The organism is Paracoccus sp. MC1862 (assembly GCF_016617715.1).
GTDB lineage: Bacteria > Pseudomonadota > Alphaproteobacteria > Rhodobacterales > Rhodobacteraceae > Paracoccus.
Window position 1 is genome coordinate 984,598 of record NZ_CP067225.1, and the last position, 22,286, is coordinate 1,006,883.

Here is a 22,286-nt window from a genome sequence, read left to right on the forward strand (position 1 = left end):
CACCTTCCCGCTAAGGCTCGTGTTTGCAAACTTTCCCCTTTCCGCTTTGCGCCGCCTGCTGCTTTCCCTATTGTCCCGCCAGACATGACGGAGAGGCTTCATGAAGGACATTCCCGGACAGCTTGAACAGCTGCGGCACCAGGCGCGGATGGGCGGGGGGCAGCGCCGGATCGACGCGCAGCACGCCCGCGGCAAGCTGACCGCGCGCGAGCGGCTGGACATCCTTCTGGACGAAGGCTCGTTCGAGGAGTTCGACATGTTCGTCCGCCACCGCTCCACCGACTTCGGGATGGAGGACGATCGCCCCTATGGCGACGGCGTCGTGACCGGCTGGGGCACGATCAACGGCCGCATGGTTTATGTGTTTTCGCAGGATTTCACCGTCTTCGGGGGTTCGCTGTCGGAAACCCATGCGCAGAAGATCTGCAAGATCATGGACATGGCCATGCAGAACGGCGCGCCGGTGATCGGGCTGAACGATTCCGGCGGCGCGCGTATTCAGGAAGGCGTTGCCTCTCTCGCGGGTTACGCGGATGTCTTCCAGCGCAACATCATGGCCTCGGGCGTGATCCCGCAGATCAGCGTCATCATGGGTCCCTGCGCGGGCGGCGCGGTCTATTCGCCGGCGATGACGGACTTCATCTTCATGGTGAAGGACACCTCCTATATGTTCGTGACCGGACCCGACGTGGTGAAGACCGTCACCAACGAGGTCGTGACGGCCGAGCAACTGGGCGGTGCATCCACCCATACCAAGAAATCCTCGGTCGCCGACGGGGCCTTCGAGGATGACGTCGAGGCGCTGTCGGAAATCCGGCGGCTGTTCGACTTGCTGCCGCTGTCGAACCGGGAAAAAGCGCCGACACGGCCGTTCTTCGACGATCCCGCGCGCTTCGAGCCGTCGCTGGACACGCTGATCCCCGACAACCCCAACCAGCCTTATGACATGAAGGAACTGATCGCGAAGGTCGCCGACGAGGGCGACTTCTACGAGATCCAGCGCGATTTCGCGGGCAACATCCTGACCGGCTTCATCCGGATCGAAGGCCAGACGGTCGGCGTCGTCGCCAACCAGCCGATGGTGCTGGCTGGGGTTCTCGACATCGATTCCAGCCGCAAGGCCGCACGCTTCGTGCGCTTCTGCGATGCCTTCAATATCCCGATCCTGACGCTGGTGGACGTGCCGGGCTTCCTGCCGGGCACGGCGCAGGAATACGGCGGCGTCATCAAGCACGGGGCGAAGCTGCTCTTCGCCTATGGCGAGGCGACTGTGCCCAAGGTCACGGTCATCACCCGCAAGGCTTACGGCGGGGCCTATGACGTCATGGCATCCAAGCACCTGCGGGGCGATTTCAACTATGCCTGGCCCACGGCCGAGATCGCCGTGATGGGAGCCAAGGGCGCGGTCGAGATCCTGTATCGCAGCGAGTTGGGCGACTCGGACAAGATCGCCGCGCGGACCAAGGATTACGAGGACCGTTTCGCCAACCCCTTCGTGGCAGCCGAAAAGGGCTTCATCGACGAGGTGATCCAACCCCATTCGACCCGCAAGCGGGTGGCCCGCGCGCTGGCCTCGCTGCGGACCAAGCAACTGTCCAACCCTTGGAAGAAGCACGACAACATCCCGCTGTGACGCCATTGTCCGCCGCCCTCCTTTTCGCCACGACGGCGACCGGCATGGCCGCGAACGGGGCCCAGCCGCTGGTTCCGGTGCCTTCGGGCGCCGAGGTCTGGCTGCAGGAGGAACTGGCGGACAGCATCCCCGGCGTGGGGCCGGTGCATCGTTACCGCTTTGTTATGCCGTCGCTTGCGGCACTTGTGCCCCCTTGGGATGAGGGAGAGACGACAGCCGACCTGCCCCCAGAACTGCTGGACGAGACGGGACCCGAGATGCCTTTGACGCCCGAGGAACAGGCTGAACTCGATGCTGCTTTGGGCGAACTGGTGATCGAGATCATGCCAGAGGATGAGGGCATCCTGATCGCGCCTGCGATGCCCGATGACGATGGCGCATTTGACGCTCCGCTTCCCTCGGAACTCTCTCCGCCAGACCCGCCCCTGACCGATGACGCCTTGTCTATCGAGGGAGAGACCGAGGATTTCGCTGCAGAAGCGGGCGATCCCGGCGCGGGCGAGATCGCGCTTCCCGCCGCGCCCGACATCCTGATGCAGGACCCCCTGCACCGCGACATCCTCTGGCTCTGCGAACGCTTCGTCCTGCCGAGGCTGAGGGGCCAGACGCCAAGGCCACGGCAGGTGGTGATCTCGATGGCCTCTGCCCCCAGTCCTTTCGGAAACTTCGATCCCGGGATCGTGCAACTGTTTGAAGGCTTCTCGATCCCGTCCGACCGGGATGCCTGCATATGGGAGCCATTGTGATGCCGACGGTTCATGACGCATCCGTGATCGAAATGTGCCGGAATGATGCACTCCTGCCACAGGCAGGCGGGGAAGCCGCCTGCCCGGTCTGTCGGCCCCTTCCGGCAATCCGTAAGATGCCCGGACGGTCGCATGGTGCGGCCGGTTCAACGAGCAGTCGGGGCGCCAAGGCCCCACTTTACAGGAGCCTCTCATGTCCAAAAAGCTCGCTCTCGCGCTGGTTCTGGTCGGCGTCGTCTCGGCTTGCCAGCAGCAGCCCCAGCCGGTGGCCCCGGCCGCGGTCGTCGTGGCGCCCGAGCCCGTGTTCCAAGGCAAGTTCGGCGCCAACTGACGCCATGCGGCGCGGACCTGCGGGTCCGCGCACCTCCGAGCTGTCCCGCAACCTCATCAATAGCGGGGCATCATGCTGAAGCATCGCGGCTTTCCCGGACGCCTGCCGTCCACCGACCACCAGTTCACCATCCGCCGCGCAAGCCCCAAGGGGGCGACGAAGCTGGTCGCCCGCGAACGCTATCGCGACCGCTCGGCCGGTGACCGCCGGGCCGACGCCGGCTTTCTCGCCGCGCTGATCGAGCATTTCGGCGACGAACCCTTTGAACGCGGCAATCTCGATGCCGGCCGCCTGTCTTGGCTGCTGGGGCGCGAGGTCCTGCCGGTCGGCAAGCTGGACCCCACCAGCTATGAACAGTTGCTGCGCGTCGACCTGAAACGCGCCGAGGCCAACTTCCCCGAGCTTTTCGCCCCCGAGGCCAGCGAGACTTTTCGCTGGGATGACGAGGACTTCGAGGAGGAAGATGAATGATGCGCGGGATGATGCTTGTGCGTGCGCCATCACCCGCTTGTCAGTTTGATCCCGGTTTACGGGATGTCATAATAAGCGCGCACGCTAAGTCACTCGCTCGGAAACGGGCCACGAATACAGGCAGAATACCATGCAGAAATCCCTCCTCCTCCGCGTCTGCGGCGCAGTCCTGCTCGTCGGGGGCGTCGCGGCCTGCCAGCCCGGCTACGGCACCGGCCTCTCGCCCGACGCGCAGCGTGCAGCCGGCGGCGCGGTCGCGGGTGCCGTCGTTGCCAAGGCGCTGGACGAACGTGTCGCAACCGGTGCGTTGCTCGGCGGCGCGGCGGGTGCGCTTTGCGATGACGTGGGCGTCTGCGCCCCCTGACCGGAAACCTGATCTTCGGCTGGCGTTGATCGCCGGCCGCGACCGTCTGAACCTTCATCTGCCGGGTGCTGCATCGCACAGTGACATACCTGTCGCGGTTGGCCCCGGCATTCTGTTCAAGGATACTCCATGTCCAGAAAGCTTCTTCTTGTGGGTGGCCTCAGCGCGGCGCTGCTTGCCGGCTGCACCCAGAACATCCGGCCGACCGACGCCGACCGCGCCATCATCGGTGCCGGCACCGGCTATGTCGTCCAGCAGGTCCGCGGCAAAGACGGCAGCGATCGCCTTGCGGGTGCAGCGGTGGGCGCCCTCGGCGGCGCGCTCTGCGACGACGTGCGGCTTTGCCAGTAAGCTGACCGGCGCGTCTGACGCACGTTACCTGAACCATTCCACCGTCCCGGTCATGCCGACTGGGACGGTTTTTTCATGCCTTACCGCCACCAAGGGACCCGAATGTTCAAGAAGATCCTGATCGCCAACCGCGGAGAGATCGCCTGCCGCGTCATCAAGACCGCACGGAAGATGGGGATCGCGACCGTCGCCGTCTATTCCGACGCCGACCGCAACGCGCTGCATGTCAGGATGGCGGACGAGGCGGTGCATATCGGACCTCCGCCCGCGAACCAGTCCTATATCGTGATCGACAGGATCATGGAGGCAATCCGGCAAACCGGCGCCGAGGCAGTGCATCCAGGATATGGTTTTCTTAGCGAGAACAGGAACTTTGCCGCAGCTCTTGAGAAAGAGGACGTGGTTTTCATTGGCCCGCCCTCGCCTGCCATCGAGGCGATGGGCGACAAGATCACCTCGAAGAAGCTGGCGCAGGAGGCCGGGGTTTCGACGGTTCCCGGCTATATGGGCCTGATCGCCGACGCGGATGAGGCAGTGCGGATTTCCACCGAGATCGGCTATCCGGTGATGATCAAGGCGTCAGCAGGCGGTGGCGGCAAGGGGATGAGGATTGCCTGGGATGACCAGGAAGCGCGCGAGGGTTTTGAGTCCTCGAAGAACGAGGCAGCCAACAGCTTCGGCGACGAGCGCATCTTCATCGAGAAGTTCGTGACCCAGCCGCGCCACATCGAAATACAGGTGCTGGCCGACAAGCATGGCAATTGCGTCTACCTGCACGAACGCGAATGTTCGATCCAGCGCCGCAATCAGAAGGTCATCGAGGAGGCGCCCTCGCCCTTCCTCGACCCCGAAACGCGGCGCGCGATGGGTGAGCAGGCGGTCGCGCTGGCCAAGGCCGTGGGCTATACCTCGGCGGGCACGGTCGAGTTCATCGTCGATGCGAACAAGAACTTTTACTTCCTTGAAATGAATACGCGTCTGCAGGTCGAGCATCCGGTGACCGAACTTATCACCGGCGTCGATCTGGTGGAACAGATGATCCGCGTCGCGGCAGGCGAGCCTCTGCCCTTCACGCAGGACGACCTGAAGATCACCGGCTGGGCCATCGAAAGCCGCCTTTACGCCGAGGACCCCTATCGCAGCTTTCTGCCCTCGATCGGGCGGCTGACGCGCTATCGGCCGCCTGTCGAAACGGCGGCAGGTCCCCTGCTGGAAAACAACCGCTGGGTGCCATCAAACCCGGGCGAACAGCCGCGGGTGGCCGAAACGGGCGTCCGCAACGATACCGGCGTCTACGAAGGCGGCGAGATTTCAATGTATTACGACCCGATGATCGCCAAGCTCTGCACCTGGGCGCCGGACCGGGCGCAGGCAATCGAGGCGATGCGCGGTGCGCTGGACAGCTTTGAGGTGGAAGGCATCGGCCACAACCTGCCCTTCCTGTCGGCGGTGATGGATCACCCCCGCTTCGTTTCAGGTGACATCACCACTGCCTTCATCGCCGAAGAATACCCCGAGGGCTTCCAGGGGGCGACCCTGCCCCCCGAGCAGCTGGAGCGTGTCGCCGCCGCGGCCGCCGCCATGCATCGCGTCGCCGAAATCCGCCGGACCCAGATCACCGGCCGGCTGGACAACCACGAACGCCGCGTGGGCGAGAACTGGGTCGTTACCCTGAACGGGCAGCAGTTTCCCGTTCGCGTCCGCGCCGACCGTCGCGGTTCGACGGTCGAGGTGAATGGCCGCAGCCTGCGGGTGGAATCGGACTGGAAGCCGGGCATGTCGCTGGTGCGGATGACGGTGGACGGCGACCCCATGGCCCTGAAGGTGGACAAGATCACGGCCGGCATGCGGCTGCGGACGCGCGGGGCCGACCTCAAGGCCCATGTCCAGCGTCCCCGCACGGCCGAACTGGCCCGGCTGATGCCGGAAAAGCTGCCGCCCGACACCTCGAAGTTCCTGCTGTGCCCGATGCCCGGCCTTGTCGTCCGCATCAACGTCCAGCCCGGCGACGAGGTGCAGGAAGGCCAGTCGCTCGCCACCGTCGAGGCCATGAAGATGGAAAACATCCTGCGCGCCGAGCGCCGGGGCATAGTCAAGTCGGTGAACGCCGAGGCCGGGCAGAGCCTCAGGGTCGATGACGTCATCATGGAGTTCGAGTGATCCTTGGACCTGCGCGCGCTGTTTCTGAACGACCGGGTCGCCGCGGCGCTCGTCACCGCCCTTGTCGGTGGCGGCGTGGTGGCGGCCGGGTGGTTCTGGACGCACGCGCTGTCCCGCAGGCGGGATCGCCAACTGAGGGACGAACGCGTAAGCGACATCCAGCGCGCGCTTCTGGCCGAGATCCGCGCCCATGTGGCGGCGCTGGAGGGGCAGACCCTGGACGACCCGCAGGCGCGCGAGGCGATGGTGGCGCGGTTCGCCGCGGGCGGTCATGTGCCGATCCTGCCGCATGACGCAAACGACCGCATCTTCCGGGCCATCGTCGAGGATGTGCATATCCTGCCGGAATGGGCCATCGACCCGGTGGTGCGCTATTACCGGCTGCTGGCCGTGCGCGGGGCGCTGGCGCAGGATATCCGCGCCACCAAGGACCAGCCGGAACGGGCGACGGACATGTTCCGCGACTACCTGACGCTGAACGACGAGACGCTGGTCACGGGACAACGCGCAATGATCGTGCTGACGGCCAGCCTGCAGGGCGGGCGCGAGACGGTGGAGGCCTTGCTTGCGGCCGCGCAGCAGCGCGAAGCGGCCCGCATCACGAGCACGCTGCCCGGCGAGCTGGCCAGGTTGCGCGCCGGTCTCAGTAAGCGATCTTCGGACCCGAGAGGCCCGTGATGGGAGGCAGCCCGATCACCGCCGAAATCTCGTTCGAGTTGCGGGCATTCAGCAGCCGCTCGACCATCTCGTCGGTCGTGGCGGGCCGCTTGACCTGCCGCGGCGGCGGCGAGGCCTCGATCTTGCGCGGGGATGTTTCCTTGGCCATGGCCCTGCCCTGTCATGCACGATGCGGCACAGCGCATCCTTCACGGATCAAGATAGTGGCGCTGCCCCGGTTCCGCAATGAAATCACGCGCAGCGCCTATCGCCCGCCGCTTGCCCGCGTCTCGCTGCGCCGCACGGGGGTCTTGTCGATGGCGCGGCCGATCTCTCGCGTGTCCCAGGGAGAGGGCTTGCGGTCGATCACCGTGCCGTCGCTGTCCAGCACCATCAGGGAAAAGCCGCGCGGCCTCAGCCGCTGCCGCCAGACCGAGTTCGCCGCCGGATCGGTGTCGGTGATGACGGTGACGCTGCGGCGCTCCAGTGCGGCGGGGTCGCGGGCAAGCAGTTCCATCTGCGTGGCGAAGGCCGTGTCCTCGGGCGTGTCGGCAAAGACAAGGACGGGCCGTCGCTCGAACAGCAGCGCCTCGGGCGTGACGTCGTTCGCCGAACGGATGTCCATCTCGGCTTGTTCGGGCTGGCCGACGGGCGCATCGGTTGCCCCCGCTGCGGCAGCGGGACGGGCGGGGGCGGCGCGTTCGACCCGCACGGGTTCGGGCGGGGGCGTCGGGGCACCCATGGCAAGCGCCTGCGCGCCCGTCACGGCCAGCGCGAGGGCCAACATGTTCGACAGAAATATCTTCATGTTTCAGAATATAGCGACTGCGGTCGCATCGGAAAGGACCAAGAGATGACCCGGACCCCCGACCTCGATCAATGGCGCGCGATGGCCTCGAAGGAACTGAAGGGCGCGGACCCCGACACGCTGAACTGGGACACGCTGGAAGGCATCACCGTCAAGCCGCTGTATACCGACGCCGATACGGCGGGGCTGGACCACATGGGCAGCCTGCCCGGCATCGCGCCCTTCACGCGCGGGCCGCGGGCCACGATGTATGCGGGGCGCCCCTGGACGATCCGGCAATATGCGGGATTTTCGACGGCCGAAGAATCCAACGCCTTCTACCGCCGCAACCTCGCCGCTGGTCAGCAGGGCGTGTCGGTGGCCTTCGACCTGGCGACCCACCGCGGCTATGACAGCGACCATCCGCGCGTGGAAGGCGACGTCGGCAAGGCGGGAGTCGCCATCGACAGCGTCGAGGACATGAAGGTGCTGTTCGACGGCATCCCGCTGGAGAAGGTCAGCGTCAGCATGACCATGAACGGCGCGGTGATCCCGATCCTCGCCAGCTTCATCGTCGCGGGAGAGGAGCAGGGCGTGCCCCGCGCCCAGCTTTCAGGGACCATCCAGAACGACATCCTCAAGGAGTTCATGGTCCGCAACACCTACATCTATCCGCCCGAGCCTTCGATGCGGATCATCGCGGACATCATCGGCTATACCTCGCATGAGATGCCCAAGTTCAATTCGATCTCGATTTCCGGCTATCACATGCAGGAAGCGGGCGCGAACCTGGTGCAGGAACTGGCCTATACGCTGGCCGACGGGCGCGAATATGTCCGCGCGGCCATTGCGGCGGGCATGGACGTGGACGCCTTTGCCGGCAGGCTCAGCTTCTTCTTCGCCATCGGCATGAACTTCTTCATGGAGGCCGCCAAGCTGCGCGCCGCCCGCCTGCTGTGGCACCGGATCATGACCGAGTTCGGGGCGAAGAAGACATCCTCGCTGATGCTGCGGACGCATTGCCAGACCTCGGGCGTGTCGTTGCAGGAACAGGACCCTTACAACAACGTGATCCGCACAGCCTATGAGGCGATGAGCGCGGCGCTTGGCGGGACGCAATCGCTGCACACCAACGCGCTGGACGAGGCGATCGCGCTGCCCACCGACTTCTCGGCCCGGATCGCTCGGAACACGCAACTGATCCTGCAAGAGGAAACGGGGATCACCCATGTCGTCGATCCGCTGGCAGGGTCCTATTACGTCGAGAGCCTGACCGCCGAACTGGCCGAAAAGGCCTGGGCCATCATCGAGGAAGTCGAATCGATGGGCGGCATGACCAAGGCGGTCGCCTCGGGCCAGCCCAAGCTGCGGATCGAGGAGACCGCCGCCCGGCGGCAAGCCATGATCGACCGGGGCGAGGAAGTGATCGTCGGCGTCAACAAGTACCGCAAGGACAAAGAAGACCCGATCGACATCCTCGACATCGACAACATGGCCGTCCGCCGCAGCCAGATCGAGCGGCTGGAGAATATCCGCGCCACCCGCGACCATTCTGCCTGCGATCACGCGCTGGCCGAGGTGGAACGTTGCGCCCGCGAGGGCGGCAACCTGCTGGAAGCGGCGGTCGAGGCCGCCCGTGCACGCGCAACCGTGGGGGAAATCAGCATGGCGATGGAAAAGGTCTTCGGCCGCCACCGGGCCGAGGTGAAGACGCTCGCCGGCGTCTATGGCGCCGCCTACGAGGGCGACGAGGGCTTCGCCCGGATCCAGAAGGACGTGGAAAGCTTCGCCGAGGAGGAAGGCCGCCGTCCCCGGATGCTGGTGGTCAAGATGGGCCAGGACGGCCATGACCGCGGCGCCAAGGTGATCGCCACCGCCTTTGCCGACATCGGCTTCGACGTGGACGTGGGGCCGCTGTTCCAGACCCCCGAGGAGGCCGCGCAGGACGCCATCGACAATGACGTCCATATCGTGGGGATTTCCTCGCAGGCCGCGGGCCACAAGACGCTGGCGCCCAAGCTGATCGAGGCCCTGAAGGCGCAGGGCGCGGGCGATATCATCGTCATCTGCGGCGGCGTGATCCCGCAGCAGGACTATGCCTTCCTGAAGGACGCAGGCGTGGCCGCCATCTTCGGGCCGGGGACCAACATCCCCTATGCCGCGCGCGAGATCCTCGACATCGTGCGGACCCGGCGCCCGGCCTGAGTCCCGCGTTACCGCCGCACTGGGGGGTTGACTGCCCCCCTGGCCGCTGCTGCGGCTTCCTCGCTGAAAACAGTCCCTCGGACCTGTCAGGCGGGAAGACAACCATCACGGATGTTTTCCTGTCCGGGCACCCGGAAGCCCCGAGGTATTTGAACCAGAAAGAAGCCTCCTGTCCCGCATCTTCTTTCTGGTCCCAAATACCCTGGGGTGAGGTCCCGAAGGAACCGAGGGGCGAAGCCCCTTTCTTCCGCTTGCCCCTTTGCCCATGCCCGTGCCACGACTCGGAACCATGAGCGCCGTCAAACAGATCATCTGCATCAAGTGGGGCAGCAAGTTCGGTCCCGAATACGTCAACCGCCTGCGTGGGATGATCGCGCGGAACATCACCCCGCCCTTCCGGCTGATCTGCTTCACCGATGATGGCGCCGGACTGCACCCTGATGTCGTGGTGCGGCCCCTGCCCGAGTTCGACTATGAGGCGCCAAGGAACACGCTGGGGAAATGGCCCAAGTCGCGGCTCTGGGGGGACTTGGGGGATATCACCGGAACGGTGCTGTTTCTCGACCTCGACGTGGTGATCGTCGGCAATCTGGATGATTTCTTCAGCTTCGGCGATCCCGACGACACGGTGCTGGCCACCAACCCGCAAAGCATCAAGCCCTTCGAGAAGCTGGGCCAGACCTCGGTCTACCGGATGCGGGTCGGCAAGCTCGCCCCCTTGCAGGAAATCTTCCGCGCCGACCCGCAGGGCATCGCCGACGAATACCGCTTCGAGCAGCGTTTCGTCACCCGCCGCGCGCCGGGGGGCGTCAGGTTCTGGCCCAAGGGTTGGGTCGTCCATTTCCGCGCCGATTGCGTCCCGGCCTTTCCTGCGCGCTACTGGTCCGCGCCGCGCATCCCGAAAGGGGCGCGCATCGTGATCTTCGCCGGCAGCCTCAACCCGCCGGACGCCATTGCCGGCCGGTGGAGCGAGAAGGACAGCCCGCGCCCTTCCTTCGACCATCTTCGCGCGGCTTTCGACGGACGCCGACGCGAAAGCCTCGGCCGCCACCTGCGGCACTATCTTCGTCCCACCGACTGGGTGGACCGGCTGTGGCGGGAATAGGAAACCAGCCGTGACACAGATGATCCGGAAGCTGGCAGACTATCCGCCGGTCTGGCTGCTGGCCTTCGCGCTTCTCGCCTTTCTTGCGGGACAAATCCTGCCGATGCCCGGCCTCCCCACGGCAGGCTGGACGCTGGCGGGGCTGGGACTGGGACTGATGGCCGTCGCGGCCCTGACGATGATGCGCGCGGGCGCAACGGTCGATCCGACGCGGCAACCGACCGCCCTGGTGACGCATGGGGTCTTTCGCCTGTCCCGGAACCCGATCTACCTGAGCGACGTGTTGATTCTTGCCGGGCTCTGCCTTGTCTGGCAGCCATTCGCGGCGCTGATCCTCGTGCCCCTCTTTGTCCTGCTGCTCGACCGCCGCTTCATCCGGCAAGAGGAGGCGTGGCTGCGCCGCCGCGATGCCCAAGCCTTCGACCTGTGGGCCGCGCGCACCCGCCGCTGGTTGTAGACGCGGCCACGTTGCCAAGCCCCAAACCCCGCGCTAACACCCGAACGCTGCCCTGCCCTTCATCAGACGAGGCCCTTCATGTCCGCCACGCCCACGCCGCTGCGCCTTGGCATCGCCGGTCTGGGGACCGTCGGGATCGGCGTGGTCAAGATCATCCAGAAGCACCCCGACCTGATCGCGTTGCGCGCCGGGCGGCCGGTCGAGATCACCGCCATCTGCGCCCGCGACCGCACCCGCAACCGTGATGCCGACCTGTCGGGCTATGCCTGGGTGGAGCGGGCCGCCGATCTCGCCCTGCGCGACGACGTGGACGTGGTGGTCGAACTGATCGGCGGAGAGAACGGTGCCGCACGCGAGATGATCGAGCTGGCGCTGGACAACGGCAAGGACGTCATCACCGCGAACAAGGCCCTTCTGGCCGTTCACGGGCACAAGCTGGCCGAGCGGGCCGAGGCCGCCGGCCGCACCATCCGCTTCGAGGCCGCTGTCGCGGGCGGCATTCCCGTCATCAAGACGCTGACTGAAAGCCTCGCCGGCAACCGCATCAAGCGGGTCATGGGTGTGATGAACGGCACCTGCAACTATATCCTGACCCGGATGCAGTCGGCCGGCCTGCCCTATGACACGGTGTTCGAGGAAGCGCGCCGCTTGGGCTATCTGGAAGCCGATCCGACGCTGGACGTGGGCGGCATCGACGCCAGCCACAAGCTCGCGATCCTCGCCTCGCTGGCCTTCGGCACCAAGGTGGCTTTCGATGGCGTCGAGATCGAGGGGATCGAGCGCGTTTCCATCGACGACATCAAGCGCGCCGCCGACATGGGCTATCGCATCAAGCTTCTGGGTGTGGCGCAGATGACGGCGCGGGGGCTGGAACAGCGGATGTCGCCCTGCCTCGTGCCCTGCGACAGCCCGCTGGGGCAGTTGGAAGGCGGCACCAACATGGTGGTGATCGAAGGCGACTCGGTCGGCCAGATCGTGCTGCGCGGCGCGGGCGCGGGCGAAGGGCCGACGGCCAGTGCGGTCATGTCCGACATCGTGGAACTGGCGCGCGGGGTCCGTCTGCCGGTCTTCGGGCAGCCGGCGGCAACGCTCGACTCGCCCCAGACGGCGCGAACCGCCGTGCCTGCGGCCTATTATCTGCGGCTGACGCTGGCCGACAAGCCGGGGGCGCTGGCCAAGGTGGCCTCGGTGCTGGGCGAGGCAGGCATCTCGATCGACCGGATGCGACAGTATGGTCACGCCTCGGGTTCGGCGCCGGTGCTGATCGTCACCCACAAGACCACGCCCGAGGCGATCGACCACGCGATGGAGGCGCTGCCGCGCACGGGCGTCGTCGAAGGCGATCCGGTAGAGCTGCGGATCGAGGAAGTCTGACCTCAGCGGCCTGCCTCTCCTGCCGTCGGCAGCAGATGGCGCAGTCCCTGCGTCACATCCGTCCTGATCGCCAGCCGCAGCGCCGGCTCATCCCCCGCCCGCAGCGCGGCAAGGATCATGCGGTGATGCCGGGGCGCCTCGTTCCGGCGCATCCGCTGGTAGACGGCGCGCATGGTCGGCCCGAGCTGCAGCCAGATCGTTTCCAGCATCGCCAGCATTGCCGGCGCCTGCGCGCGCAGGTAGAGCGTGCGGTGGAATTCAAGGTTGCTGCGGATGTATCCGACCGAGTCGTGGTTCTGCGCCGCCTCGCCGATGGCGGTGTTGATCGCCGCAAGCCGGTCGATCAGCGCAAGATGGGCGCGGGGAAGGGCGCGGCTGGCCAGTTCCGGCTCGATCAGGGCACGCAGTGCGGCAAGCTCCTCGATCCGCTCGACCGACAGCGCGGGGGTGGACACGCGCCCCGAGGCCGACAGCGTCAGCGCCCCTTCGGCCACCAGCCGGCGGACCGCTTCCCGCGCGGGGGTCATGCTGACACGTTCCTCGGCCGCGATCCCGCGCAGGGTCAGCGCACGGCCGGGCGGCAGTTCGCCCAGCATGATCCGGCTTCGCAGGGCGCGATACAGCCGCTCATGCACGGCGGGCTGGGTTGTCGTCTGAGGGCGCAGCGTCGTCACCATGCGCATTTGTGATCACGTCGGGGAAAGCTGTCAATTTCCTTGATGCCTGGAACGCAGAAACGCGCTCATTTCATCCAAGAAGCGTCTCCTCCTCTTCTGTGTGGAAATATCCGCGAACGCAGCCACCCTCGCCGGCCTTATTCGGCCCGGAAGCGCCATGCGTGCAGGCTTGCGCCATTCTGCCGCAACCATGCCCTTGGCTGCGCGAATCCCGGATACAGCCGGGCAACCGTTCCCCAGAAGGCCGGCGAATGATTCATATGCGCCAGATGCGCGACCTCATGGGCGGCGACGTAGTCCAGCACCTCGGGCGGCGCCATGGCCAGCCGCCAGGAATACATCAGCCGCCCCTGATGCGTGCAACTGCCCCAGCGCGACCGCGTGTCGCGCAGCGTGATCGCGACAAAGCGGCGGCCGAGGGCTGAGGCATGGCGGTCACTTGCCGCCGCAAGCCGCGCCTGCGCCAGCGTGCGAAGATAGGCCCCCGCCGACACCGCAGCCGAATGCCCTCCGGGCAGCAGCAGCAGCGCCGCCTCGACCCGCGGCGCGCGCACCGGCGCAGGGGTCAGTGTCAGCGGCCTTCCCTCGACCGGCAGGGCAGTCCCGAACTCCACCGATTGCTGCGGCTCGACCCCGGCCAGGGCGCGCGAAAGCCAATCGCTGCGGTCGTCCAGAAAGGCCAGCGCTTCTGCACGGGCCAGGCTCGGCGGCAGCGTCAGCGTCACCGAGCCGTCCCTGCGCGAGACGCGCAGCGTCATCCGCCGGGCGCGGGTCGTCCGGCGCAGGCTGACCGTTGTTCCATCCGTCAGAATCACAGTGCCGTCCAAGCGTCACCTCTGCGCCGTCCGAAAGCCTTTGACACCCCCCATGCCCTGTGGCACGGGAGGCCGGATTTACCTGACCCTTGGCGAAAAGAGAACACCATGCCCAAAGAGGAATGGGGCACCAAGCGCCTTTGCCCCGCCTGCGGAAGCCGTTTCTACGACCTTCGCAACGATCCCATGACCTGCCCGGCCTGCAGCACCGAGTTTTCGGCCGAAAGCCTCATGAGCGCACGCACCCGTTCCCTGATCGCGGAAAAGGCTGCCGCGCGCGAGGCTGAAACGGATGAGGTGATCGACGACGATCTGGACGATGCGACTGATGCGGGCGAACTGGACGACGACCTGCTTGACGAGGACGATGACGCCGACGTGTCGCTGGACGAGATCGCCGACGTGGCCGAGCCCGACGAGGACTGAGCAGGACCACATCGCTTTCCAAGGGGGGCCTTCGGCCCCCTTTTCTTTTGCGGGTCAGGAACTTGCGCAGACAGATGACCCAGGGCAGAGACGGCGTTCTTTTTCGCTTGCACCCCTGCGCGACTGCCCATATACGACCCCCCACGCGGGCGGCGGACAACGCAGCCCGAGACCTCCGGTGGGGCCATAGCTCAGTTGGTAGAGCGCTTGAATGGCATTCAAGAGGTCAGGGGTTCGACTCCCCTTGGCTCCACCATCTTATCCTTTCACGACATGAATGGCGTGTCTGCCCCGCAGCGGGTGGCTTCCGCATGACGGGGCTGGTCTATGCAGTCGCCGCGCTGGCCGAGATCGCGGGATGCTTTGCCTTCTGGGCCTGGCTGCGGACGGGGAAAAGCTGGCTGTGGGCGCTGCCGGGAACGGCAAGCCTGTTGCTGTTCGCCGTCCTGCTGACGCGCGTGCCGTCGGATGCGGCAGGGCGGGCCTTCGCGGCCTATGGCGGGATCTACATCTGCGCCTCGCTCGGGTGGCTCTGGGGGGTCGAAGGGGTGCGGCCCGACCGCTGGGATGCGATCGGCGCCGCCCTCTGCCTTGCCGGGGCCGCAGTGATCCTTTTCGGTCCCCGCGGCTGAGAGGGCCGCGTCCTTGCGGCCCTGCCTGTTTCAGCTCAGCGCCTGATCCAGATCGGCGATGATATCCTGCACGTCCTCGATGCCGATCGAAAGCCGCACCAAGTCCGGCCCGGCGCCCGCGGCGATCTGCTGTTCTTCGGTCAACTGGCTGTGCGTGGTTGAGGCCGAATGGATCGCCAGCGTCCGCGCATCCCCGAGATTCGCGACATGGCTGATCATCTTCAGCCGCCCGATCATCTCCACGCAGGCTTGGTATCCGCCCTTCAGTCGAATGGTGAACAGCGCCCCTGCCCCCTTGGGATAAAGCCGCTGCAGGCGGTCGGCCCAAGGCGAGGACGGCAGGCCGGCATAGCTGACCTCCTCGACGCGGGGATCGGTCTCCAGCCACTCGGCCACTTTCCTGGCATTCTCGACATGGCGCTGCATCCGCAGGCCCAGCGTCTCGATCCCCATCAGCGTGTAATGCGCGGCCTGCGGGTTCAGGGTCATGCCCAGATCGCGCAGCCCGATGGCGATGGAATGGAAGGTGAAGGCGGCAGGCCCGAAGGTTTCTTGGAACTTGAGCCCGTGATAAGCCGGCTCGGGCTGGGACAGCGAGGGGAACTTGTCCGAGGCCGACCAGTCAAAGCGGCCCGAGTCGATCACCGCCCCGCCCATGACGGTGCCGTTGCCGGTCAGGTATTTCGTCAGGCTGTGGACGACCAGGGTCGCCCCCGCCTCGATGGGCCGGCACAGCGCGGGTGTCGCCAGCGTGTTGTCCACGATCAGCGGCACCCCCGCTTCATCGGCAATCTGCGCCAGCGCCGGGATGTCGGTCAGGTAGCCACCGGGGTTCGAGATCGATTCGCAGAAGATCGCCCGCGTGTCCTCGTCGATGGCGGCGCGCACGGCCGCCGCATCCTCAAGGTCGACAAACCGGCAGGACCAGCCGAAGCGGCGGATCGTCTGGCCGAACTGGGTGACCGTGCCGCCGTAAAGCCGGCTCGATGCGACGAGGTTCCTGCCCGGCCCCATCAGCGGGAACAGCGCCATGATCTGCGCCGCGTGCCCCGAGGAACAGCAGACCGCCCCTGCGCCCCCTTCCAGTGCCGCCACGCGGCTCTGCAGTGCCGCGACGGTGGGGTTGGTCAGGCGGGAATAGATATAGCCGACCTCCTTCAGCCCGAAAAGCCGGGCGGCATGCTCGGCATCGCGGAACTGGTAGGCCGTTGTCTGGTAGATCGGCACCTGCCGCGCGCCCGTGGCAGGGTCGGGTGCTGAACCCGCGTGGATGGCAAGCGTGTCAAAGCCTTGCGGGCGGTCGGTGTCGGGCATGGCAGCCTCTCCTTCGGGTGATCGTCGGGCGCGAGGCTAGGGTCCGGGCGCGTGGCTGGCAATCGCCGGAGGCGCCGGAACCTTCCTCTGCCTCCATCTTCTTTACGCAGATATCCCAGGATCGTCGTATGCGACGATGGGGCAGCGTCCGGTCCGACCTCGACGCAGACACACCGCCCGATGCCACGGCACGGGTTGAACCGACAGCCCTCAGAGGACAGATGTTGGGCAACACTGAAAAGGAGATCCCCATGACCCGCCTGCCCCTTCGCGAGACCCTGCTGCTTGACGCTGAAAACCACGGCGCCGGTGTTTCGCTGGGGAACCTGCCGGAATGGGACCTGTCCGACCTTTACGCCTCGCCCGAGGCGCCGGAACTGGCGCGCGACCTTGAAAGGCTGGAGACCGCCTGCACCAGCTTTGCCGCCGACTACGAAGGCAAGCTGGCCGGCCTGACCCCCGCCGGGATGCTGGAATGCATCCAGCGCTACGAGGAGATCGACCTGATCGCCGGGCGGATCATGTCCTATGCGGGCCTGCGCTATTACCAGAACACGACCGACGCGGGACGCGCCAAGATGCTGGGCGACCTGCAGGCGAAGATCACGGACATGACGACTCCGCTGGTGTTCTTCAGCCTGGAATTCAACCGCATCCCCGATGACGTTTACGCGCAGACCTTCAGCGCGCCCTGCGGGCCGTCGCGCTACAAACCGGTGTTCGACCGGATGCGGGCGATGCGCCCCTATCAGTTGTCGGATGAGCTTGAGAAGTTCCTCCATGACAACTCGGTCGTGGGCGCCGCCGCCTGGAACCGGCTGTTCGACGAGACAACCGCCGCGCTGACCTTCGATGTGGACGGCGAGGAACTGGGGCTGGAAGCCACGCTGAACCTGCTGACCGACCACGACCGCAGGCAGCGCGAGGCCGGGGCCAGGGCACTGGCCGAGGTCTTCGGCGGGAACGTCAAGCTTTTCTCGCGCATCTACAACACGCTGGCGAAGGAAAAGGCGATCGAGGACAGGTGGCGCAAGTTGCCGACGCCCCAGACCGCGCGGCACCTGTCGAACCACGTCGAACCCGAGGTCGTGCAGGCGCTGCGCGATGCGGTGGTCGCCGCCTATCCGCGCCTGTCGCACCGCTATTACCGGCTGAAGGCGAAATGGCTCGACCTCGACAAGCTGCAGGTCTGGGACCGCAACGCGCCTTTGCCGCAGGAAAGCCCGCGTCTGGTCGGCTGGGACGAGGCCAAGGCGACGGTGCTGGACGCATACGCAGGCTTCGACCCGGAGCTGGCAAAGCTGGCCCAGCCGTTCTTCGAGAAGGGCTGGATCGACGCGGGCGTGAAGCCGGGCAAGTCGCCGGGCGCCTTCGCGCATCCGACCGTCACCGACGCCCATCCCTATGTGCTGCTGAACTACCTCGGCAAGCCGCGCGACGTGATGACGCTGGCGCATGAGTTGGGCCACGGCGTCCACCAGCGGCTGGCGGCGGGCCAGGGAGAACTCCTGTCCTCGACGCCGCTGACGCTTGCGGAAACGGCCTCAGTCTTCGGCGAGATGCTGACCTTCCGCGCGCTGCTGGCGAAGACGGAAAACCCGGCCCAGCGCAAGGCGCTGCTGGCGGGCAAGGTCGAGGACATGATCAACACCGTCGTCCGCCAGATCGCCTTTTACGATTTCGAATGCCGCCTGCACGCGGCGCGGGCAGAAGGCGAACTGACCCCCGACGACATCAACGCGATCTGGATGTCGATCCAGCATGAATCGCTGGGCGACGCCTTCGAGTTCATGCCGGGATATGAGAGTTTCTGGACCTACGTCCCGCATTTCGTGCACTCGCCCTTCTACGTCTATGCCTATGCCTTCGGCGACGGGCTGGTGAATGCGCTTTATGCGGCCTACGAGGCGCAGCCCGAGGGCTTCCAGGCGAAATACTTCGAGATGCTGCGCGCGGGCGGCTCCAAGCATCATTCGGAACTGCTGGCACCCTTCGGGCTGGACGCGGCGGACCCCGCCTTCTGGGACAAGGGCCTGTCCATGATCGAGGGCTTCATCGACGAGCTTGAGGCGATGGAAGCCTGAGCCGGTGGCGCGCGATCCCTTTCGCCGGCGCCGCGGCCGCGGTGTTCTGCGCGTCCTCTGGGTGCTTCTGGCGGTGGTGCTGCTGGGCGCGCTCGGGGTCGGGGTCTTCGGCCCGCGCATCGTGGCCGACCAGTTGAACCCGGTCACCGCGCGCAGCCCTTGGCCGGTCTCGCCGCAGGCACAGGCGCTGCATGACCGGCTGGTGATCGGCGACCTGCACGCCGACGCCCTGCTGTGGGACCGCGACCTGTCGGTGCGCCGCCCCGAGGGGCACGTGGACCTGCCGCGGCTGGATCAGGGCAACATCGCCATCCAGGTCTTCACCGCCGTCACTCGAAGCCCGCGCGGCCAGAACTATGCGGAAAACGAGGCCGCGGCCCCCGACAACATCACGCCGCTGGTCATCGGCCAGCTTCGTCCAGTGCAGACCTGGTTCAGCCTGAAGGAGCGGGCGCTCGACCAGGCCGCGCGGCTGCGGCGTCTGGCCGAGGCCGAGCCCGCAAGCCTGCGTCTGATCCGCACGCGCGGCGATCTGGATGCGGTTCTGGCGGATCGGGCCTCGGGCAGCCGGGTCATCGGCGCGATCCTGGGGATCGAGGGCGCGCATCCGCTGGAAGGCGACCTCACCAACCTCGCGGTGCTGGAGGGCGCGGGCTACCGGCTGGTCGGGCTCACGCATTTCTTCGACAACGAACTCGGCGGCTCGTTGCACGGGCAGTCGCAGGCGGGGCTGACGGATTTCGGGCGCGAGGTGGTTGCGGAAGCCGTGCGCCGGGGCATGGTCATCGACCTCGCCCATGCCTCGCCGCAAATGGTGCGCGACGTGCTGGCGATGCCGGGGACGCGGCCAATCATCAGCCATACGGGCGTGCATGGCACCTGTAACACGCCGCGGAATGTTCAGGACGAGTTGCTGCAGGCGGTGGCGGCCAGCGGCGGGATCATCGGCATCGGCTTCTGGCCGGACGTGACCTGCAACGACAGCCCCGCCGGGATCGCAGCCAGCATCGCTGCCGCGATCGCGCTGGTGGGCGAGGATCACGTGGCGCTGGGCTCGGACTGGGACGGCTCGGTCGGCGTGCCCTTCGACGCGGCGGGCCTGCCGGCGCTGACGCAGGCGCTGATGGATGCAGGGCTGACCGAGGACGAGATCGCCAATGTCATGGGCGGCAACATGGTGCGCTATTTGCGCGAGGTGCTGCCTCGGGCCTGAACCGGGGGCGGCGCGCCTGATGGCACTGCCGCAATGGGTATTTGAGCCAGAAAGAAGCCCGCAGGCGTCAGGCTTCAGCGGCGGATGATGTTGACGTGACCCATCTTGCGGCCGGGGCGGGCCTCGGCCTTGCCATAAAGGTGGATCTGGGTGTCGCTCTGCCGCAGCAGGTCCGGCAAGCGGTCGATGTCGTCGCCGATCAGGTTCTCCATCACCACGTCGGCGTGGCGCTTGCCGTCGCCCAGAGGCAGGCCCGCGACAGCGCGGATATGCTGCTCGAACTGGTCCACGGCGCAGCCCGCTTGCGTCCAGTGGCCCGAATTGTGGACGCGGGGGGCAATCTCGTTGACGATGAAGCCGCGCGGCGTGACGAACAGTTCCACTCCCATCACACCCACATAGTCGAGCGCGGTGACAATGCGGCTGGCGGTCAGCACGGCATCGGGGATCAGCCGCGCGGACAGGCCGCAGGGGACGGTGGTGGTCCGCAGGATGCCCTCGCGGTGGACGTTCAGGCCCGGATCGTAGGCCGCGACGGCGCCATCCTGACCACGGGCGACGATGACGCTGATCTCGGCGGTGAAATCGACGAAGCCTTCCAGAACCGACGGCGCGTTCACCTGCGCCCATGCGGCGGAAAGGTCGTCGCCCGCCTTGATGGGGACCTGCCCCTTGCCGTCATAGCCCATTCGCCGGGTCTTGAGGATGGCGCGGTCCCGTCCCTGCATCGCGGTGCCGAGGTCGTCGGCCGAACCGACGGCGGCATAGGGTGCAACCGATAGGCCCAGTCCCCCGAGAAAGTCCTTTTCTGCCAGCCGGTCCTGGCTGACGGCCAGCGCACGGCGGTTCGGGCGGATCGGGACCAGGCTTTCGATCAGGTCCAGCGAGGCGGCGGGGACGTTCTCGAACTCGTAGGTGACGACATCGACCGAAGCCGCGAAGTCGCGCAGGGTGGTGTCGTCCTCGTAGGGGGCGCTCGTCAGGCGGTGCGCCACCTCGGCGGCGGGCGCTGGCCCCGGTTCGTAGATGTGGCAGCGATAGCCGAGGCGGCTGGCGGCAACGGACAGCATCCGGCCCAACTGGCCACCGCCGAGGATGCCGATGGTGGCGCCGGGTTTCAGCGGGTCAGTCATCGGCAGGCTCCTCGGGGATCGAGGCCGACAGCGCCGCGCGCCAGTCGTCCAGACGCTGCGCCAGCGCAGGGTCGGAAAGGGCAAGGATCGCGGCGGCCATCAGCCCCGCGTTGGCCGCTCCGGCCGCACCGATCGCCATGGTGGCGACAGGGAAGCCCTTGGGCATCTGGACGATGGAATAAAGGGAATCGACACCGTTCAGGGCACGGGTCTGGACGGGCACCCCGATCACCGGCAACTGGGTCTTGGATGCCATCATGCCGGGCAGATGCGCCGCCCCGCCCGCCCCCGCGATGATGACCTGAAGGCCCCGGCCCAGGGCGGAACGGCCATAGTCCCACAACCGGTCGGGGGTGCGGTGGGCGCTGACGATGCGCGTCTCATAAGCCACGCCCAGTTCGTCCAGAATCGCCGCCGCCTTGCGCATCGTGGCCCAGTCTGACTGGCTGCCCATGATGATGCCGACCGGAACCGTCATCCCTGCCCCCTTCCCGCGGAAAGCCCGCATCATACCGGCGGCGCCGGCGGGCGCAATCAGGCGATGATGTCGGGAGTCAGCTCGTCCTCCAGCCGGGCGATCTGGTCCTTGAGCGCCAGCTTCTGCCGCTTCATCCGGCCCAGTGTCATGCTGCAGACGACGCCGTCCACGGCCATGGCCATGATCGCCTCGTCAAGTTCGCGATGCTGACGCCGCAGCCCGTCCAGCCGGGTGCGGGCCATCTCGTCATGCGACATCTCGTTCTGGGCGTTCATCGAATCGTCAAGCCTGCCGGGCGCGTGCAGGCGCGCCAAAGGATCATAGCTGCGGATTTTCGCTTTGGTAAGCATAACCTTGCCCCCTCTTGCGGGACGCGGGCCGCGCCTACATATCATGGTCATGGCCGGGTCGCCGCAACGGGGCCGGGCCGAAGCAGTCGCTTGTTGACCGAGGACGCCGATGACCAAGATGACCCTGGGCACCCACCCCTACCTGCTGGGCTTCGACCAGCTTGAACGGCTGGCGGAACGTGCCGCCAAGGGGGCCGAGGGTTACCCGCCCTACAACATCGAGCATCGCGCCCCCGACGGGTTCCGCATCACCCTGGCCGTCGCGGGCTTCGCCGAGGACGACCTGTCGCTGACCATCGAGGATCGGCAACTGGTGATCCGCGGGCGGCAGGCCGAGGGCTCGGACGAGCGGGTCTTCCTGCATCGGGGCATCGCCGCCCGCGCCTTTCAGCGCAGTTTCGTGCTGGCCGAAGGGATCGAGGTCGAGAATGCCGCGTTGGAAAACGGATTGCTTCACATCGATCTGCGGCGGGTGACGCCGCAGAGCTTCGTCAAGACCATACCGATCAGCCGAAAGTGAAGG

At 66.6% G+C, this 22,286-nt stretch carries 25 protein-coding genes and 1 tRNA gene; 18 read left to right on the forward strand and 8 right to left on the reverse strand.

Translation table 11 applies throughout. The features are described 5' to 3' along the window. Nucleotides 1-100: 100 nt before the first annotated feature. From JGR78_RS04905 to JGR78_RS04940, 8 genes are all read left to right on the forward strand, one after another. On the forward strand, nucleotides 101-1,633 hold the full coding sequence (locus JGR78_RS04905; protein ID WP_182804372.1) for an acyl-CoA carboxylase subunit beta: 1,533 nt from the start codon (nucleotides 101-103) through the stop codon (nucleotides 1,631-1,633). Nucleotides 1,634-1,677: 44 nt separating this feature from the next. Then, nucleotides 1,678-2,379: a DUF6497 family protein gene (locus JGR78_RS04910; RefSeq protein WP_200559447.1), complete on the forward strand. Its 702-nt coding sequence runs from the start codon at nucleotides 1,678-1,680 to the stop codon at nucleotides 2,377-2,379. A 193-nt stretch (nucleotides 2,380-2,572) separates the two neighbouring features. Further along, nucleotides 2,573-2,710, forward strand: a complete 138-nt coding sequence (locus JGR78_RS04915) for a hypothetical protein (protein WP_182792511.1) — start codon at nucleotides 2,573-2,575, stop codon at nucleotides 2,708-2,710. A gap of 72 nt (nucleotides 2,711-2,782) precedes the next feature. Continuing rightward, the gene (locus JGR78_RS04920; protein ID WP_182804376.1) at nucleotides 2,783-3,181 is read left to right on the forward strand and encodes a hypothetical protein; all 399 of its coding nucleotides are present in this window, start codon (nucleotides 2,783-2,785) and stop codon (nucleotides 3,179-3,181) included. A 130-nt stretch (nucleotides 3,182-3,311) separates the two neighbouring features. Further along, nucleotides 3,312-3,545: a hypothetical protein gene (locus tag JGR78_RS04925; protein WP_182792509.1), complete on the forward strand. Its 234-nt coding sequence runs from the start codon at nucleotides 3,312-3,314 to the stop codon at nucleotides 3,543-3,545. Between the two features lie 129 nt (nucleotides 3,546-3,674). Further along, complete coding sequence (locus tag JGR78_RS04930; protein WP_182792508.1) at nucleotides 3,675-3,896, forward strand: hypothetical protein; 222 nt, start codon at nucleotides 3,675-3,677, stop codon at nucleotides 3,894-3,896. A 102-nt stretch (nucleotides 3,897-3,998) separates the two neighbouring features. Beyond that, complete coding sequence (locus tag JGR78_RS04935) at nucleotides 3,999-6,056, forward strand: acetyl/propionyl/methylcrotonyl-CoA carboxylase subunit alpha (protein WP_182804378.1); 2,058 nt, start codon at nucleotides 3,999-4,001, stop codon at nucleotides 6,054-6,056. A 3-nt stretch (nucleotides 6,057-6,059) separates the two neighbouring features. Then, complete coding sequence (locus JGR78_RS04940) at nucleotides 6,060-6,734, forward strand: hypothetical protein (RefSeq protein WP_182792506.1); 675 nt, start codon at nucleotides 6,060-6,062, stop codon at nucleotides 6,732-6,734. Here the strand turns inward: JGR78_RS04940 and JGR78_RS04945 are convergent. Continuing rightward, nucleotides 6,700-6,882 (reverse strand): hypothetical protein, encoded by a 183-nt coding sequence (locus JGR78_RS04945; protein WP_182792505.1) that lies wholly within the window; start codon nucleotides 6,880-6,882, stop codon nucleotides 6,700-6,702. The two genes, JGR78_RS04940 and JGR78_RS04945, sit on opposite strands and share 35 nt — an antisense overlap. A gap of 96 nt (nucleotides 6,883-6,978) precedes the next feature. Then, nucleotides 6,979-7,521 carry a DUF4174 domain-containing protein gene (locus tag JGR78_RS04950; RefSeq protein WP_234450859.1) on the reverse strand — a complete coding sequence of 181 codons (543 nt, stop codon included), beginning with the start codon at nucleotides 7,519-7,521 and terminating at the stop codon, nucleotides 6,979-6,981. A gap of 45 nt (nucleotides 7,522-7,566) precedes the next feature. Between JGR78_RS04950 and scpA the strand changes: the two genes are divergently transcribed. The 4 genes from scpA (at nucleotide 7,567) to JGR78_RS04970 (ending at nucleotide 12,641) form a co-directional block, all read left to right on the forward strand. Further along, nucleotides 7,567-9,705: a methylmalonyl-CoA mutase gene (scpA, locus tag JGR78_RS04955; RefSeq protein ID WP_182804380.1), complete on the forward strand. Its 2,139-nt coding sequence runs from the start codon at nucleotides 7,567-7,569 to the stop codon at nucleotides 9,703-9,705. Nucleotides 9,706-9,994: 289 nt separating this feature from the next. After that, nucleotides 9,995-10,810: a glycosyl transferase gene (locus JGR78_RS04960; protein WP_182792503.1), complete on the forward strand. Its 816-nt coding sequence runs from the start codon at nucleotides 9,995-9,997 to the stop codon at nucleotides 10,808-10,810. Between the two features lie 19 nt (nucleotides 10,811-10,829). Then, nucleotides 10,830-11,267 (forward strand): isoprenylcysteine carboxylmethyltransferase family protein, encoded by a 438-nt coding sequence (locus JGR78_RS04965; RefSeq protein ID WP_182792566.1) that lies wholly within the window; start codon nucleotides 10,830-10,832, stop codon nucleotides 11,265-11,267. 78 nt (nucleotides 11,268-11,345) lie between these two features. Beyond that, entirely contained in the window at nucleotides 11,346-12,641 is a 1,296-nt protein-coding gene (locus tag JGR78_RS04970; protein WP_182804382.1) for a homoserine dehydrogenase, read from the forward strand. A 2-nt stretch (nucleotides 12,642-12,643) separates the two neighbouring features. On the opposite strand, the gene JGR78_RS04975 is transcribed toward JGR78_RS04970, so the two are convergent. Both JGR78_RS04975 and JGR78_RS04980 read right to left on the reverse strand, forming a co-directional pair. Further along, nucleotides 12,644-13,318 (reverse strand): GntR family transcriptional regulator, encoded by a 675-nt coding sequence (locus JGR78_RS04975; RefSeq protein WP_182804384.1) that lies wholly within the window; start codon nucleotides 13,316-13,318, stop codon nucleotides 12,644-12,646. Between the two features lie 137 nt (nucleotides 13,319-13,455). After that, a complete protein-coding gene (locus JGR78_RS04980; RefSeq protein WP_234450860.1) occupies nucleotides 13,456-14,145 on the reverse strand; it encodes a M48 family metallopeptidase in 690 nt (229 codons plus the stop codon). A 96-nt stretch (nucleotides 14,146-14,241) separates the two neighbouring features. Here JGR78_RS04980 and JGR78_RS04985 point away from each other — a divergent pair, with 96 nt between their 5' ends. From JGR78_RS04985 to JGR78_RS04995, 3 genes are all read left to right on the forward strand, one after another. After that, nucleotides 14,242-14,559: an FYDLN acid domain-containing protein gene (locus JGR78_RS04985; RefSeq protein WP_182792501.1), complete on the forward strand. Its 318-nt coding sequence runs from the start codon at nucleotides 14,242-14,244 to the stop codon at nucleotides 14,557-14,559. 180 nt (nucleotides 14,560-14,739) lie between these two features. Continuing rightward, nucleotides 14,740-14,815: transfer RNA gene (locus JGR78_RS04990), tRNA-Ala, on the forward strand. Nucleotides 14,816-14,870: 55 nt separating this feature from the next. After that, nucleotides 14,871-15,191 carry a YnfA family protein gene (locus JGR78_RS04995; RefSeq protein WP_182804385.1) on the forward strand — a complete coding sequence of 107 codons (321 nt, stop codon included), beginning with the start codon at nucleotides 14,871-14,873 and terminating at the stop codon, nucleotides 15,189-15,191. A gap of 30 nt (nucleotides 15,192-15,221) precedes the next feature. Here JGR78_RS04995 and JGR78_RS05000 read toward each other — a convergent pair whose 3' ends face one another. After that, entirely contained in the window at nucleotides 15,222-16,505 is a 1,284-nt protein-coding gene (locus JGR78_RS05000) for an O-acetylhomoserine aminocarboxypropyltransferase/cysteine synthase family protein (protein ID WP_182792499.1), read from the reverse strand. A 251-nt stretch (nucleotides 16,506-16,756) separates the two neighbouring features. Here JGR78_RS05000 and JGR78_RS05005 point away from each other — a divergent pair, with 251 nt between their 5' ends. Together JGR78_RS05005 and JGR78_RS05010 are read left to right on the forward strand one after the other, a co-directional pair. After that, nucleotides 16,757-18,589 (forward strand): M3 family oligoendopeptidase, encoded by a 1,833-nt coding sequence (locus JGR78_RS05005; protein WP_182804386.1) that lies wholly within the window; start codon nucleotides 16,757-16,759, stop codon nucleotides 18,587-18,589. Nucleotides 18,590-18,593: 4 nt separating this feature from the next. Beyond that, nucleotides 18,594-19,802 carry a dipeptidase gene (locus tag JGR78_RS05010; protein ID WP_234450861.1) on the forward strand — a complete coding sequence of 403 codons (1,209 nt, stop codon included), beginning with the start codon at nucleotides 18,594-18,596 and terminating at the stop codon, nucleotides 19,800-19,802. A 74-nt stretch (nucleotides 19,803-19,876) separates the two neighbouring features. On the opposite strand, the gene JGR78_RS05015 is transcribed toward JGR78_RS05010, so the two are convergent. The 3 genes from JGR78_RS05015 to JGR78_RS05025 are packed head-to-tail and all read right to left on the reverse strand — an operon-like array spanning nucleotide 19,877 to nucleotide 21,688. Next, on the reverse strand, nucleotides 19,877-20,935 hold the full coding sequence (locus JGR78_RS05015; RefSeq protein WP_182804387.1) for a 5-(carboxyamino)imidazole ribonucleotide synthase: 1,059 nt from the start codon (nucleotides 20,933-20,935) through the stop codon (nucleotides 19,877-19,879). Then, nucleotides 20,928-21,413 (reverse strand): 5-(carboxyamino)imidazole ribonucleotide mutase, encoded by a 486-nt coding sequence (gene purE, locus JGR78_RS05020; RefSeq protein WP_182804388.1) that lies wholly within the window; start codon nucleotides 21,411-21,413, stop codon nucleotides 20,928-20,930. The genes JGR78_RS05015 and purE overlap by 8 nt, the downstream gene beginning before the upstream one ends. 56 nt (nucleotides 21,414-21,469) lie before the next feature. Beyond that, entirely contained in the window at nucleotides 21,470-21,688 is a 219-nt protein-coding gene (locus JGR78_RS05025; protein ID WP_182792562.1) for a YdcH family protein, read from the reverse strand. Between the two features lie 184 nt (nucleotides 21,689-21,872). Between JGR78_RS05025 and JGR78_RS05030 the strand changes: the two genes are divergently transcribed. Then, the gene (locus JGR78_RS05030; RefSeq protein WP_182792495.1) at nucleotides 21,873-22,283 is read left to right on the forward strand and encodes an Hsp20 family protein; all 411 of its coding nucleotides are present in this window, start codon (nucleotides 21,873-21,875) and stop codon (nucleotides 22,281-22,283) included. Nucleotides 22,284-22,286 lie beyond the last annotated feature (3 nt).

Excerpts from the sequence above, each read along its gene's own strand:
- JGR78_RS04905 (WP_182804372.1), top strand. The coding sequence starts at position 101 with ATGAAGGACATTCCCGGACAGCTTGAACAGCTGCGGCACCAGGCGCGG.
- JGR78_RS04910 (WP_200559447.1), top strand. The coding sequence starts at position 1,678 with ATGGCCGCGAACGGGGCCCAGCCGCTGGTTCCGGTGCCTTCGGGCGCC.
- JGR78_RS04915 (WP_182792511.1), top strand. The coding sequence starts at position 2,573 with ATGTCCAAAAAGCTCGCTCTCGCGCTGGTTCTGGTCGGCGTCGTCTCG.
- JGR78_RS04920 (WP_182804376.1), top strand. The coding sequence starts at position 2,783 with ATGCTGAAGCATCGCGGCTTTCCCGGACGCCTGCCGTCCACCGACCAC.
- JGR78_RS04925 (WP_182792509.1), top strand. The coding sequence starts at position 3,312 with ATGCAGAAATCCCTCCTCCTCCGCGTCTGCGGCGCAGTCCTGCTCGTC.
- JGR78_RS04930 (WP_182792508.1), top strand. The coding sequence starts at position 3,675 with ATGTCCAGAAAGCTTCTTCTTGTGGGTGGCCTCAGCGCGGCGCTGCTT.
- JGR78_RS04935 (WP_182804378.1), top strand. The coding sequence starts at position 3,999 with ATGTTCAAGAAGATCCTGATCGCCAACCGCGGAGAGATCGCCTGCCGC.
- JGR78_RS04945 (WP_182792505.1), bottom strand. The coding sequence starts at position 6,882 with ATGGCCAAGGAAACATCCCCGCGCAAGATCGAGGCCTCGCCGCCGCCG.
- JGR78_RS04950 (WP_234450859.1), bottom strand. The coding sequence starts at position 7,521 with ATGAAGATATTTCTGTCGAACATGTTGGCCCTCGCGCTGGCCGTGACG.
- scpA (WP_182804380.1), top strand. The coding sequence starts at position 7,567 with ATGACCCGGACCCCCGACCTCGATCAATGGCGCGCGATGGCCTCGAAG.
- JGR78_RS04960 (WP_182792503.1), top strand. The coding sequence starts at position 9,995 with ATGAGCGCCGTCAAACAGATCATCTGCATCAAGTGGGGCAGCAAGTTC.
- JGR78_RS04965 (WP_182792566.1), top strand. The coding sequence starts at position 10,830 with ATGATCCGGAAGCTGGCAGACTATCCGCCGGTCTGGCTGCTGGCCTTC.
- JGR78_RS04970 (WP_182804382.1), top strand. The coding sequence starts at position 11,346 with ATGTCCGCCACGCCCACGCCGCTGCGCCTTGGCATCGCCGGTCTGGGG.
- JGR78_RS04975 (WP_182804384.1), bottom strand. The coding sequence starts at position 13,318 with ATGGTGACGACGCTGCGCCCTCAGACGACAACCCAGCCCGCCGTGCAT.
- JGR78_RS04985 (WP_182792501.1), top strand. The coding sequence starts at position 14,242 with ATGCCCAAAGAGGAATGGGGCACCAAGCGCCTTTGCCCCGCCTGCGGA.
- JGR78_RS04995 (WP_182804385.1), top strand. The coding sequence starts at position 14,871 with ATGACGGGGCTGGTCTATGCAGTCGCCGCGCTGGCCGAGATCGCGGGA.
- JGR78_RS05000 (WP_182792499.1), bottom strand. The coding sequence starts at position 16,505 with ATGCCCGACACCGACCGCCCGCAAGGCTTTGACACGCTTGCCATCCAC.
- JGR78_RS05005 (WP_182804386.1), top strand. The coding sequence starts at position 16,757 with ATGACCCGCCTGCCCCTTCGCGAGACCCTGCTGCTTGACGCTGAAAAC.
- JGR78_RS05015 (WP_182804387.1), bottom strand. The coding sequence starts at position 20,935 with ATGACTGACCCGCTGAAACCCGGCGCCACCATCGGCATCCTCGGCGGT.
- purE (WP_182804388.1), bottom strand. The coding sequence starts at position 21,413 with ATGACGGTTCCGGTCGGCATCATCATGGGCAGCCAGTCAGACTGGGCC.
- JGR78_RS05025 (WP_182792562.1), bottom strand. The coding sequence starts at position 21,688 with ATGAACGCCCAGAACGAGATGTCGCATGACGAGATGGCCCGCACCCGG.
- JGR78_RS05030 (WP_182792495.1), top strand. The coding sequence starts at position 21,873 with ATGACCAAGATGACCCTGGGCACCCACCCCTACCTGCTGGGCTTCGAC.